This window comes from Pseudoalteromonas sp. RW-H-Ap-1, from assembly GCF_048318575.1.
GTDB lineage: Bacteria > Pseudomonadota > Gammaproteobacteria > Enterobacterales > Alteromonadaceae > Pseudoalteromonas.
Map to the genome: position 1 here is coordinate 750270 of NZ_CP166996.1, position 13987 is coordinate 764256.

The following is a 13987-nucleotide window of genomic DNA, read 5'->3' on the forward strand; positions in this document are numbered from 1 at the left end:
ATTAACTAAAGATAGAGTGCTTATAAAAGCCTTCTAAATCTATATTATATTCTTTGGGTTTTACTGCTGATTCAAGCGTGTCTTGCGTTCTTTTGTTTGATAAATCAACGTCTTGAACTTCAGTGTAACGCCCATGTTTTGCATTGAAAAACGTTTTTACTACTGGCTTTAATGGTGTTGCAGGGTTGCTTTGAGTAACGAGTCCCACCTTTTGGCTAGAAAGTTTTACCAGTGTGCCCACAGGGTGAATACCAATGCACTGAATAAACTTATTAAGTAGCACCCCATCAAAGCTATCTGGGCAGCCTTGCTTTAAAATTTTAAATGCTCTAATGGGCTCCATGCCCGCTTTATAAACCCGTTCAGCGGTTAATGCATCATAAACATCAACAATAGAAGCCATACGAACGTACTGGCTTATTTCATCGCCTTTTTTACCAAAAGGATAGCCTTTGCCATCTAAGCGCTCATGGTGCATACCTGCGATATCAACGGCAATTCCCGTTAACCCTGCGTCTTCTAATATTTCTTTGCTAAAGCGAGCATGGTTTTGCATCACTTTAAATTCTTCGTCACTGTAGCGACCAGGCTTGTTAAGAATTGCGTCAGGTATTTTTATCTTTCCCATATCGTGTAATAGGGCACCTGTGGCAAGTTCTTCAATAACTGGTTTTTCAATATCGAGATGTTTTGCAAAAATACTCATCAAAATAGAGACATTTATCGAGTGCTCTAGTAAGTAGGCATCTTTTTGGCGCATTTGTGTAATGCACGCCAAGGCATCTTGATTTCTAAATACGGAGTCAATAAACCCATTAGCCAGTTCTTTAAAAGGAGCAACATCAACAGTGCGGCCAGACTCTATATCGCCAAAAGCTTTGGTTTGCAGGTTTTTTGCTTCATCATAAAGCTTTTTAGCTTTACTCATTTCTTGTTCGGCACTGTGGGTAATTAACCAAGGATCGCGCTTTTTGATTTCGTGCTGAGTAGGTAAGGTTGCTTGCGTTTCAGGCTCTTCAGATTCGAGCATTTTATCAGGGTCGATTTCAACCTCTAAAATTCCTGATTTTATTAATTTATCAATCCCACTTTGAGTTTTAACCCAGCCTTGGTTTTTTATTCTAATGCTACCAGTTTGTTTAACAACTTTTTGTACAAACATACCAGGCTTTAGCTGTGAAGTAGGAATGATTTTCAAAGTGAACTCTAATTAACAGTTATTATTTTTTAAATTAACAAATAAATGCGTAGATAGGAATAAAAAAGGCATCAAATAGATGCCTTTATTTAGATTAATGCATTAATTGCTATTCATCATCTTCAACAAGGGTCATCAACGAGGTGTTACCGCCTGATGCCGTCGTGTCTATACTGATTGTTTTTTCAGTAATTAAGCGCTTAATTAGCGTGTCGTAATACTCAGAGCTAATCACTGGCAGTATAGCGCCTTTACGTTGTGCAAGCTGTTGGCTGAAGTAGCCTAAGCGAGAAGAACGTGCAGCAACTACCGCACCGGCTAGGTGAGGATGCGCCAATATCGCTTGTAACTGATTTGGTTTAGCTACTTGAAAAACACCTTCAGCAACGCCAGTCGCAATAAACTTATCTCTAAAAGCAACCGCTTCATCATAAAATATTTCAGATGCTACCGTTATTACCGTGTTACCAGCAGCAAGCGCGGTAATAATCGATAGTGCCCAAAAGTTAAATGAGGTGCTCTTATCTGCGTAACATACTACACAGCCGCGTGCTTCAAGGTGAAGAGTGTTTGACTCACCCGTAGGCCCCGGTAAGGTTGTATATTTGCGCATGTGCTTTTCTAAGCGGTTTAACTGAGCTCGTGCATCGGCAAGCGTTAACGCTAAGTCGTCTGCAAGATCATCAATAATCTCAACGGTTGCTACTTTCGCTAATAACTGACGCACCGCAGAAACTCGGTCATTCAGTGGTGTTGCACGCCAAATTTTTTCATCGCGCATAGAGTTAACCATTAGCTTTTCTACTTGCTCATTTGCGCCACTGTAGTGGTGTAAATCAAGCTCGTCTGGCGTTAGGTTAGTCATTTGTACGTTATCTGGTGATGCTTTTTCTTTAATTAAGCGTTGTAGGTAGTTTGGTCCACCCGCTTTAGGGCCAGTACCTGATAGTCCACGGCCACCAAATGGTTGCACGCCAACAATCGCACCAATCATATTACGGTTTACGTAAACATTACCTGCGCGCGACATTTTAGCTAGGTGTTCACAGCGCTCTTCAATACGAGAATGAATACCCATTGTTAAGCCGTAACCGGTGTTGTTAATTTGGTCGACAACACTATCAAGCTCACTCGCTTTAAAGCGGATCACATGTACACACGGGCCAAATACTTCACGTTTTAACACCGATAAGTCTTTGATTTCGTATAAACGTGGTGCAAAGAAAAATGCGCCATTTTCGCTGTTATCAGGAATTTTACACTCGTAGTGAAGTGTTGCATTACCTTTTAGGTATTCAACATGATCATTAAGTGTTTTCAGCGCTTTTTCATCAATTACAGGGCCTACGTCTGTAGAGAGTAATGATGGGTCGCCAATATGTAACTCAGCAAGTGCGCCTTTGATCATATCGATAATGCCATCAGCAACATCTTCTTGAATAAAGAGCACGCGTAATGCCGAACAACGTTGACCGGCACTTTGGAAACCAGAACTGATAACATCATCAACAACTTGCTCAGGAAGCGCTGTTGAGTCAACAATCATACAGTTTTGACCGCCAGTTTCTGCAATTAAAGGTACTTGAATATCGTTACGTGCAGCTAATGTTTGCGAAATAAGCGTGCCCGTTTCAGTTGAACCTGTAAACATAACAGCTTGAATGCGCTCATCTGGCACAATGGTTTTACCTACTTCGCTACCGCGAGCAATCACAGGTTGTACAACGTGCTCAGGTAAACCAACAGAAAGCATTAATTCAATAGCGCGTAGGGCAATTAAGCTCGTCTGTTCTGCAGGTTTTGCAATTACTGTGTTACCCGTAACGATAGCAGCTGCAACTTGACCTAAGAAAATAGCGAGTGGGAAGTTCCATGGGCTAATACATAAAATCACACCTCGAGCTTCAAAGCGCTCATCTTGAGCAAGCTCTTCAGCACGGGCTGCGTAGTAACGACAAAAATCAACCGCTTCGCGTACTTCATCAATACCATCTTGTGCCACTTTACCTGCTTCTTTGATACAGATAGCAACAAGTTCATCATGATGACGCTCTAAAATATCAGCAACGCGACGCAATAAGTTAGCGCGCTCTTTTACTGGCGTTTGTGACCATGATTCAAAAGCGGTTTCAGCATTGGCTAGCAACACTTTCATTTCATCGCTATTTTGTAATTTCACATGGCCAATAATTTCTTTATGGTTTGCTGGGTTTTTAACTGCCAGCGCGCCCTCTGGTACTTGGCTTTCTTCAATTAAATGTTCTTCAAACCAAGTGTCTAAATTTTCTTTAAACGGGGTTATCACGTTAATATCAGTTAAATCCATACCCTTTGAGTTGGCACGTTCTTCACCGTATAAATCAATTGGCATTTTTATTTGCGTGTTGTACTTATTACGTAATCCTTGCAGCGTTTCAACAGGATCTGGTAATAATGCTTCAACCGGTTGAGTGGTATCTACAATGGCATTTACAAAAGATGAGTTAGCGCCATTTTCTAGTAAACGGCGAACAAGGTAAGCAAGTAGGTCTTCGTGTTGGCCGACCGGTGCGTATACACGACACTGGATTTTTTCTTCATTAACGATTTGGTCAAATAAAGATTCACCCATACCGTGCAAACGTTGGAATTCAAAACCTTGGTTATCACCTTTCGCTACTTCTAAAATAGTCGCTGCAGTATAGGCGTTGTGTGTTGCAAATTGCGGGTAAAGCACATCTCGTGCTTCAAGCATTTTAATCGCACATGCTTTGTATGACACATCTGTGGTTGCTTTACGGGTAAATACCGGGAAGAAGTCTAAACCATCTTGTTGCGTGGTTTTGATTTCGGTATCCCAGTATGCGCCTTTTACTAAACGCACCATCATTTTACGACCCACACGGGTTGCTAGGTCTGTTAGCCACTCAATAACAAAAATAGCGCGTTTTTGATACGCCTGAACCGCTAAGCCAAAACCTTGCCAATCGCCAAGGTCGTCATCGCTAAATACCGCTTCAATAACATCGAGTGAAATATCCAAACGGTCTGCTTCTTCAGCATCAACAGTAAAACCGATGTCGTATTTTTTAGCGGCAAGAGCAAGTTCTTTTAATTTTGGAACGATTTCTTCCATCACGCGTTCTTTATGAGTAAATTCATAACGCGGATGAATAGCCGATAACTTTACAGAAATACCTGGGCTTTTAATCGGGCCACGACCATTCGCCGCTTTACCGATAGCATGAATCGCATTCATGTAGCTGTCGAAATAACGCTTAGCGTCTTTCATTGTGCGAGCGCCTTCACCTAGCATATCGTATGAATATACATAGCCTTTTTGCTCTTTTTCAGCCGCGCGCTCAATTGCTTCGTTAATGGTACGACCCATTACGAATTGCTTACCCATTATCTTCATCGCGAAGTTCACAGACTTACGAATAACTGGCTCGCCTAAACGACCAATTGTTTTTTTAAGTATGCCAAACTGCTGCTCTTTCGTTTTGTCGTTATAGTTAACCATTTTACCGGTTACTAGTAATCCCCAAGACGAGGCATTAACGAATAAAGAATCACTACTACCTAAGTGAGAGCTCCAATCGCCATTTGCTAATTTATCACGTATTAATGTTTCTTGAGTTGCTTTATCAGGAACGCGAAGCAATGCTTCGGCTAAACACATTAATACCACACCTTCTTCACTCGATAGTGAAAATTCATTTAATAGCGCATCAACACCGCTTTGACCATCTTGGTCTTTACGAATGTTTAAAACTATTTGGCGAGCTCTTTCCCATGCACGGCTTCGTGCTTTAACACCGACTTCTGCAAGTGGTAAAATGTGATCAATAACCGCATTTTCATCAATACGGTAAAAGTCACGGATCTTTTGTCTGATCGGACAAGTCGTTGTTAAATCGCCATTGAATAACATAAGCAACCCTCAGGAGTGTTAAGACTTAGGATAATTGTTAATTACCGCTAAATGTTGTTGGTGTAAAGCGTGCATTCTAATTAAAATCCAACAGAATATGCTGGTTAATTTCGCCGTTTTACGATAATTTACAGGGCATATTATTAACTTATCCATATAAAATACTGATATGACAAATCCGAATAGATTACGCCTGCTTGATCGTATCGATATATCAATTTTAGACGTTTTGCAGCGCAATGGTAGAATTTCAAATGTTAACCTCGCAAAGCAGGTGAATTTAAGCCCCAGTCCCTGTTTAGATAGGGTTAAACGTTTAGAGCAAGAGGGCTATATTGAAGGGTATTACGCTAAATTAAGTGAGGAAAAACTTAATCAAAGCCTAGTGGCCCATGTGCAGGTATCATTAGTTACTTCAAATACAGCCGTATTTAAAGTATTTCGTGAACACATTCTTAAAATTAAGCAGGTTGTTGAGTGTGATATGGTAGCGGGTGGTTATGACTATTTATTAAAAATTCGCGTTTCCAACATGGACGAATACAGAGAAGTATTAGGTGATTTGGTTGATATTCCGGGAGTGGGCACACACCACACTTACATGGTAATAGAAAAAATCAAACAAGACCCTGGGCTTCGTTTAGATATTTAACGCAGGTATTTTTTAAAGATAAAATATAGCAGGCATAAAAAAAGCATCATATGATGCTTTTTTTATGCCTGCTATATTAAGTTAAGCTTATGCCCAACCTTCATAGCGTTTTCTTCGTGATAACACGATAGTTAAGATAATCCCTAAGAACAAACCTAAAAATGCAATGGCTCCACCGTAAGTAAGTAACTGGCGTTTTTCTTTAGCACTGGTTGCTTGTTTTAGGTGTTGTTCTTGAGAAAGCTCACCTTGTAACTGACTAATTTGTGCTAATAGTTGCGCGTTTTGTTCGGTTAACTGTGTGTTTTGCTCTTGCAGCTCAGGTAACTCAACTTGCGCTTGGCGAAGTCTATTTTGCATAGTGCTTATTTCATTATTGAGGGCTTGGTATTGTTGTTTTAAACCCGCTGATTCACTAATGAATTTAGCTTCTACCCAGCCTTCACGATCTTTATCATCTTTAACTTTTATAAAGCCATTTTGTTCATCAGATAATAAAGTGAGTTGTGTACCTGCATCTATTGAACCAAGTAAGCGATAGTCTTTACTGGCACCTGAGCGCATGAAAGTATACAAATTATCGATTATATAAGCTGTTTTAGCATTAGTCGGCGACGTTGATTGAGCTTCCTCTGCTTGGCTCATAAACGGGGCGGCTGTTAAAAGCAGCCATAGTAAACAGTGTTTTAGCATTTATCTACCTTGTTAATCTAGCAGTGTCCGTTGTGAACGTGATTTTTATTTCGCATAAGTATATAGATAGTATGGATTTAATAGTTTAATAGCAAGACAGATATTGTAACCAGAGCATTTTGCTTGCGTGTTTATGACTAAAAAATTTGCAATATAGGGCTGCTTTGTTTATTTTGAGCACTTATTAATTTTAAGGGTAATCCGCAAGCCTAATGGATACTGAGATAGAACTGAAATTTTTGGTATCAGATGACGTCATTCCACTGATCCCCTCACTAATTACTCAATTTGCAAAAACAGTCACAAACAAACCTTCTAAAAGTTTGCAAAATGCTTATTATGATACACCAAGCAGAGAGCTAAGAGCTCTCGATATTGGTTTTAGAACGCGTTGTACAGACGAGCACTGTGAGCAAACAATTAAGCTTGCTGGAGAAGTGGTCGGGGGCTTACATCAGCGCCCTGAATACAATCTTCCAATAGAAACAAACCGACCAAACTTAATGGCGTTTGATTCATCAATTTGGCCTCACGGTATGCAAATTGATGCCATATCACAAAATATATATCCTATATTTAGCACTAATTTCATCCGCCGTACGTGGTTAATAGAAACCCCAAATGGTGCAAAAATTGAAGTGGTATTAGATAAAGGTGAAGTCGCTGCGTCAGGTAAGGTAGAGATTATCAGCGAGCTTGAAATCGAGCTGGTTGAAGGTAGTCGTGAGGAGCTATTTGCTTTGGCGGATATATTAGTGAGCCAAAACAGCATTCGTTTAGGGCTCTATTCAAAAGCAGCAAGAGGCTATCGCCTTGCGGATGAAACACCGTTAAAACCAAGTAAATCAATCGGTTTTGTTAAACTTAATAAGCAAGCTACTCAAGAACAAGCCCTCATTGAAGCTATGGGCTTTGGTATTCGCTTTGTGCAAAAACACGAGCAATGCTACTTCGATAAGCCGAGCTTAAAAACATTAAAGCGGGTAACCGATGGCATTAGTTTAATTAGACACAACTTTTGGTTGTTTGACGATATTGTTAGTAAAGAAAGTACCGATCATCTCAGAACAGAGCTAAAGTGGTTATTAAGTGAGTTGGCATGGGTTGAAAATGCGATTCAGTTAAAAACTTATACCTCTAAGCGCCATGCTTTTTATAAAAAAATAAATAGTGCTCCTGCGTTAACGCAAGTTATTAACGATTTAAAAGAGTTACAGCCGAGCATTGACGATATTTTTTCGCTGTTTCATAGTGCCCGCTACAACCGTTTATTGCTGAGCTTAACAACGTGGCTGATAAATAAGCAATGGCGTAAAGATTGGAGCCAATCAGAGCTTCAAAATGCAGAGCAACCTATTGTGGATATTGCTCATCGCTTATTTGATAAGGATTGGAAAAACTTACACCGTTTACTCCCTAAAGAGCAAAGCTTAGCAGGCAATGATTACTTAAACTTTCGCACTCAATTAGAAAATAGCTTACTCAGTGGTAACTGTTTAGGTGCACTGTTTAATAAAGATGAGCGATTAGAATTTAGGCTCCCTTGGCTGGACATTTCTCATGGCATGTATGAGTTAAGCACGCTTGATTATTTAAAACAGCTGTGTGGCGGGCAAGAAGATGCTCAACTGGCAAAAATACAACTATGGTTAGAACAAAAATCTGACTTTTTAGTCAGTGCCATGGAGCAAAGTCGACACGCTTCATTTGATACAGAACCATATTGGCTTTAATGACTAAGCACTTTTGTGGCCGGACTTTGCTGCAAAAGTGCATGATTTTTTCACTTTTGTGTTTTGCTATAAAAGCTGATTCACAGCCTGCTTGGCAATTGTACGAAAGCAAACAAGGGGTGAGTGTTTATTTTCAGCGTTTAACTGACGATACTTTGAAAATGAAAGCTGAAACGGTGGTTAACAATGTCACTGCAGAGGATTTAGTTGCTTTACTTAGTGATACCGATACAGCCCCTAGCTGGATAGAAAATATTACTAAGGTCACGTTACTTAAAAGTTTAAGCCCTTCAGAAAACCTTGTTTATAGTTTTATTGACTCCCCTTGGCCTGTTAGTAACAGGGATGTGATTACTTATTCGTGCTATAAAAAGTGAATGACTTGCAAACGCAACTTAGTATTCACGCGCGCCCAGATTTTTTACCTCAAACTAAAGGGGTAATAAGAATAAGCACCTTAAATGCAACGTGGTTGCTAACTCAGCAGGCGAAAAATTTACATATTAGTTATCAAGTGTATGCGTTACCAGGCGGCAAGATTCCTACGTGGTTAAATAATCGGGTCGCTTTAAAAAGTACCCTTAAGACGCTAATCAATTTAGCTGAAATACTTGCTACTAAGCATTACACAGCAAAGCCAACCGTCATCCGCACCGGTAATTGCACACATGGCGAATTGCCGCGGTTATAAGCAAAAAAGTGACCTAATTGGTCACTTTTTTAAGTGGATATAAGCTAATTAGTATTTAGCGGATTCACCGTCTTTGGGTAAAGACTGCATTATAAACTCGCGCAAATCGTTATTAGAGCTTTCTAAATCTGCATGACGTAGATACATCATGTGGCCACTGCGGTAGCCTTTAAAGCTTAATCTATCTTGCATTTTACCACTTGGATCCAATTGCCACATGGTGTACTTGGCATCAAAGTAATTGGTTGCACCGTCAAAATAGCCCGCCTGAACCATTACATTTAAATAAGGGTTTTGAGCCATGGCTAAGCGTAAATTTTCACCGGTATTATTTCCGCTTCTGTCCCATGGGTGAACGTTACCAAATAAGTTATATTTGATATCGGTTTTATAATTAAGCTCTTCACGAAGATAGTAGTTAATTGCAGGGGTAAAAGAGTGCAGCCATGATGTAAGCTCTGCCCAGTAATCTGGAGACTCACCGGCATCGCGTTTATCTATGCCTAAATAGCGCGAATCCAGTCGACCAACCATTTGTCCGCGTTCACGTAATAACTCTTTCCAAAAAAACTGTGTTGGAATATCTAAATTGTTTTGACTAACAAATGTTTCAGATAAACCTGCATATTCAGCCATTTTTTTAATAATACGACGTTTTTCGTCTGGCGCAATAAAACCGCCTTTTGCAAGCGCAGGGATGAGCTCATTAACAGTAAACTGTTCAACTTCTGGTAATAGCTCGTCTAAATCTTTTGCTTGTAAATCGACGTTTAGTGCTTTGTGATACCATGCTGTTGCAGCAAAGTAGGGTAGGCGGTTAGCGGCTTTTACAGGGCCGTCGCGTTTAATGCCAATATCGGTAGGAGAAACGAGTACAACACCGTTAATGTACATCCACTGACTATTTTGCAGTTCATGCGCTAAACCCGATACACGAGTAGTACCATAGCTTTCACCAATTAAAAACTTTGGAGAGCGCCAGCGTTCATTTCGAGATACAAAAGTATTAAGCCATTCTGCGAGGTACTTTATATCGGCATTAACGCCAAAAAATAGCTTTTTTTGTTTATCTTTAGGTAGAAGGTTGCCGTCTTTATCTTCTACAACACGTGAATAACCTGTATTTACAGGGTTTACGTAAACGATATCCGCTACATCTAAAACTGAATAAGGGTTATCTTTTACACCATAAGGTTGAATTGGATAGCCTTCGTCATCAATCTTTAAAACACGAGGACCAGTGTAAGCTAAATGCATCCAAACCGATGCTGAGCCTGGGCCACCATTAAACGAAATTAGCAATGGACGCTTTGTTCTGTCATCTACTTTATCGCGGGTATAATAAGTATATTGAAGGGTTGCAATGGCATCCCCCTTGTCATCCCACACCGGTTGTGTACCAGTTGCTACCTTATACGAAAATCGTTCGTTATTTATTTTTGCTTTGTGCTGGGTAACCACTTTACTGTCGATATCAATACGGCGTTGATTATCGGCAAACGTTGCACTTGTAAATGTGAGTGCAATTGCGGCAATGGGTAAAAATAGACTTCGACTAAATTTCATAACTGACCCTTTTTATTTTGTATAATGCAGTTATAGCGATATTTCACTAAAAAACAAAAGTATTGAGACTAGCTGCCGATAATAATCGGTGAGTTAATTAACATAAGCTGATAAGTAAAATAATAAATTATTTATGGTGTAAATTTTTGTTTAATTATTTAGCTAAGAATTAAAATCGGGTATATTTGCCAGCAAGTTTGTTTTTATTATAGTTATTGATCTACAAGTTGGTTAATGGAATGTGCTTTAATATTTAAAGCGTTAAATAACAATGACTCTGGGATGTTTTTTATTTACTTATTTTTGCTGCTTAAAGTGTGGTACCAGTAAGTTTTATTATTTTGTATTTGCAGCAGATGTTGCAAAAATAATGAGAGCAAAGAGAAGGTCTATGCAAAGAGTATTAGTGGTTGAAGACAGTAAAGTAGTCCAGCAGGTTTTACGCCACTTAACTGCCCAGTATTTAGATGTTGCCGTTGATTTTGCCTGGTCATTAGCTGAATGCCAGGAGCACGTAGAAAAGTATGACTATTCATTAGCACTTGTTGATTTAACTCTCCCCGATGCCCCAAATGGCGAAGTTGCCAAATATACACTTTCTAAAGCAATTCCTACGGTTGTGCTTACATCAAAGATAGACGAGTACAAACGTCAGCAAATGCTAGAAGATGGTGTGGTAGATTACGTTATAAAAGATAACCGTGATTCTTATCATTATGCCGTTAAATTGATTTCTCAACTTTTAAGAAACCAAGGTTGTAAGGCATTAATTGCGGACGATTCTATGTTGAGTCGCTCGTTAATGAAGCAAATGCTCGAAAAGCAATTGTTTGATGTAAGCACTGCGAATGACGGCCAGCAAGCACTTGAAATATTAAAAGCTGATCCAGATATAAAGCTACTTATGACTGATTATGCCATGCCAACAATGGATGGCTTTGAGCTAGTTAAAGCAGTTCGTAATTTTAGAGGGCGAGACGATTTAGCTGTAATTGGTTTATCTGGAGCGGGCAAGCACGGTTTATCAGCACGCTTTATAAAATATGGCGCAAACGACTTTTTGACTAAACCCTTTATGAATGAAGAGTTTCATTGCAGGGTATTGCAAACAATGGAGCAGTTATCACTGATTGCAGATATCAAAGAAAGTGCTTTTAGAGATCACTTAACCGGTTTATACAATCGACGTTATTTTTATCAATATGCTGAAAAGTTATTAAAAAATCAAAATCAAAATAATACGCTAGCGCTACTCGACGTGGACTTTTTTAAAAATATAAACGATACATTTGGTCACGAAGGCGGCGATCAGGCGCTTAAGCAGGTTGGGTCTCTTGTTCGTTCAACCTTTGCAAAATTTACTGTAGCAAGGGTGGGCGGTGAAGAATTTGCCATTGTTCTACCAGATATCGATTTAGCTCGAGCACGCGAATACTTAGAAGCATTTAGAAAAAAATGGCGAGTTACGATTTTTCTATCAGTGACAAGTCATGCACGATAACGGCGAGTATTGGGCTTGCAGAGTTTCAAAATACCAATTTAAAAGATGCGATGCGTGTTGCCGACAAGGCGTTATACGAAGCAAAAAGCAAAGGCAGAAACTGTATTGGCTAACTGTTTATATTATAGCGCAATTTGGGGGGCATTTTTATATGCGCACTAATGTAGCTGAGTTGTTAAAAAACGCACCTAAATGGTGCGTTTTTTTTGTGGTAAGTTTAAATTTAAAGGCTAAGTTGTTGTTTTTAAATTAAATTAAATGTTGGCACAAAGGTTGGATTATGTTACCCAACAGGATAACAATAAAGAGTCCGAGGGGGCCGCTATGAAAATGATCAGTGCAATCATAAAACCATTTAAATTAGATGATGTGCGTGAAGCACTCGCTGATTTAGGCATCGAAGGAATGACCGTGGTTGACGTTAAGGGGTTTGGACGTCAAAGAGGTCATACAGAGTTATACCGTGGTGCAGAGTACCAAGTTGACTTTATACCTAAAATTAAACTTGAAATTGCCACTCGTAGTGAAAATTGCCAACGCGTTGTAGAAACCATTACCAAAGTTGCTGGAACGGGCAAAATTGGTGACGGCAAAATTTTTGTTTACGACCTAGATCAAATCGTCCGTATTCGTACAGGCGAACTTGATGATGACGCAATTTAAGGGGGCAACATGGAAAATACAATTATAGAGCTGAAGTTTTCGCTCGATACGTTTTACTTTTTAATCTCTGGCATCTTAGTTATGTGGATGGCAGCCGGTTTTGCAATGTTAGAAGCTGGTTTAGTGCGCTCAAAAAATACTACAGAAATCCTAACTAAAAATATCGCACTTTATTCTATCGCTTGTACTATGTTTTTGTTGGTCGGTTACAATATTATGTATGTAGACAACGTTGAAGGCGGAATTATTCCTTCATTTGGTGGCCTAATAGGTAGTCAAGCTGCAGATGCCGATCATTCACTAGAGTCTGATTTTTTCTTCCAAGTAGTGTTTGTTGCAACGGCTATGTCTATTGTATCTGGGGCCGTAGCGGAACGTATGAAATTATGGGCTTTCTTAGTATTTACAGTAGTACTAACAGGATTAATTTACCCAATTGAAGGTTACTGGACATGGGGTGGCGGCTTCTTATCTGAATTAGGCTTTGTTGATTTTGCAGGCTCTGCCATTGTCCATGCAACCGGAGCAGCTGCAGCGCTTGCGGGTGTAATTCTACTGGGTGCACGTAAAGGTAAATATGGTAAAAATGGTGAGATTTACCCAATTCCAGGTTCAAATTTGCCGCTTGCTACATTAGGCACATTCATCTTATGGATGGGTTGGTTTGGCTTTAACGGTGGATCACAGTTATTAATTTCAGATAAAGAAAATGCAACTGCGGTAGGTCAAATACTACTTAACACCAATGCTGCTGCAGCTATGGGTGCAATTTCAGCCTTGTTCTTATGTAAGTTATTATGGGGTAAGGCAGATTTAACCATGGTACTTAATGGCGCACTTGCAGGCTTAGTGGTTATTACTGCAGATCCATTATCACCATCACCATTAATGGCGTGTTTATATGGCCTACTAGGTGGTTCTCTAGTTGTACTGAGTATTGTGGCACTTGATAAAGTGAAAATTGATGACCCTGTAGGTGCCATCTCTGTGCATGGTGTATGTGGCATATTAGGTGTGGTGTTAGTGCCGGTTACTAATGCAGAGGCTAACATTGTGGCGCAGTTAATTGGTTTACTATGTATCATTGGCTTTGTGTTTATCGCTTCATTCATTGTTTGGGCAGTCTTAAAACAAACCATGGGTATTCGTGTTACCGAAGAGGAAGAGCTAAACGGTATGGATCAACATGATTGTGGTATTGATGCTTACCCAGAATTTGTTTCAGTAAGAAGTAATTAAAAGTATTGTGTGTTCAATCAAAGCCCTACTCAGTTAGGGCTTTTTTGATTTCAGGAAGGGTTAATTTTTCAGGTGTTAGAGTAATGTGATAAGCTCCTCGCGTTAAATCAACCTTTGGAATGTATTACACTTAAATGG

The 13987-nt window shown here is 39.6% G+C and carries 8 protein-coding genes and 2 pseudogenes; 6 read left to right on the forward strand and 4 right to left on the reverse strand.

Annotated elements, in window-relative coordinates:
• Position 1 precedes the first annotated feature (1 nt).
• Both AB8618_RS03500 and putA read right to left on the reverse strand, forming a co-directional pair.
• On the reverse strand, positions 2-1198 hold the full coding sequence (locus AB8618_RS03500; RefSeq protein WP_413401389.1) for an HD-GYP domain-containing protein: 1197 nt from the start codon (positions 1196-1198) through the stop codon (positions 2-4).
• Positions 1199-1307: 109 nt separating this feature from the next.
• Complete coding sequence (putA, locus tag AB8618_RS03505) at positions 1308-5111, reverse strand: bifunctional proline dehydrogenase/L-glutamate gamma-semialdehyde dehydrogenase PutA (RefSeq protein WP_290170668.1); 3804 nt, start codon at positions 5109-5111, stop codon at positions 1308-1310.
• 169 nt (positions 5112-5280) lie between these two features.
• On the opposite strand from putA, the gene AB8618_RS03510 reads away from it, so the two are divergent.
• Positions 5281-5763: a winged helix-turn-helix transcriptional regulator gene (locus tag AB8618_RS03510; RefSeq protein WP_413401390.1), complete on the forward strand. Its 483-nt coding sequence runs from the start codon at positions 5281-5283 to the stop codon at positions 5761-5763.
• Between the two features lie 87 nt (positions 5764-5850).
• On the opposite strand, the gene AB8618_RS03515 is transcribed toward AB8618_RS03510, so the two are convergent.
• A complete protein-coding gene (locus AB8618_RS03515; protein ID WP_413401391.1) occupies positions 5851-6456 on the reverse strand; it encodes a TIGR04211 family SH3 domain-containing protein in 606 nt (201 codons plus the stop codon).
• Positions 6457-6668: 212 nt separating this feature from the next.
• Here AB8618_RS03515 and AB8618_RS03520 point away from each other — a divergent pair, with 212 nt between their 5' ends.
• Positions 6669-8189 carry a CYTH domain-containing protein gene (locus tag AB8618_RS03520; RefSeq protein ID WP_413401392.1) on the forward strand — a complete coding sequence of 507 codons (1521 nt, stop codon included), beginning with the start codon at positions 6669-6671 and terminating at the stop codon, positions 8187-8189.
• A pseudogene (locus AB8618_RS03525) lies at positions 8189-8880 on the forward strand (START domain-containing protein). The gene AB8618_RS03520 and the pseudogene AB8618_RS03525 overlap by 1 nt, the downstream one beginning before the upstream one ends.
• 48 nt (positions 8881-8928) lie before the next feature.
• Here AB8618_RS03525 and AB8618_RS03530 read toward each other — a convergent pair.
• Positions 8929-10446, reverse strand: coding sequence for a S10 family peptidase (locus AB8618_RS03530; protein ID WP_413401393.1), 1518 nt, complete (start codon positions 10444-10446; stop codon positions 8929-8931).
• 391 nt (positions 10447-10837) lie between these two features.
• Here AB8618_RS03530 and AB8618_RS03535 point away from each other — a divergent pair.
• The 3 genes and pseudogenes from AB8618_RS03535 to AB8618_RS03545 all read left to right on the forward strand — a co-directional run bounded on the left by AB8618_RS03535 (position 10838) and on the right by AB8618_RS03545 (position 13849).
• Positions 10838-12060: pseudogene (locus AB8618_RS03535) on the forward strand (diguanylate cyclase domain-containing protein).
• A gap of 211 nt (positions 12061-12271) precedes the next feature.
• Positions 12272-12610, forward strand: a complete 339-nt coding sequence (locus AB8618_RS03540) for a P-II family nitrogen regulator (protein WP_010391070.1) — start codon at positions 12272-12274, stop codon at positions 12608-12610.
• A 9-nt stretch (positions 12611-12619) separates the two neighbouring features.
• The gene (locus tag AB8618_RS03545; RefSeq protein ID WP_413401395.1) at positions 12620-13849 is read left to right on the forward strand and encodes an ammonium transporter; all 1230 of its coding nucleotides are present in this window, start codon (positions 12620-12622) and stop codon (positions 13847-13849) included.
• Positions 13850-13987 lie beyond the last annotated feature (138 nt).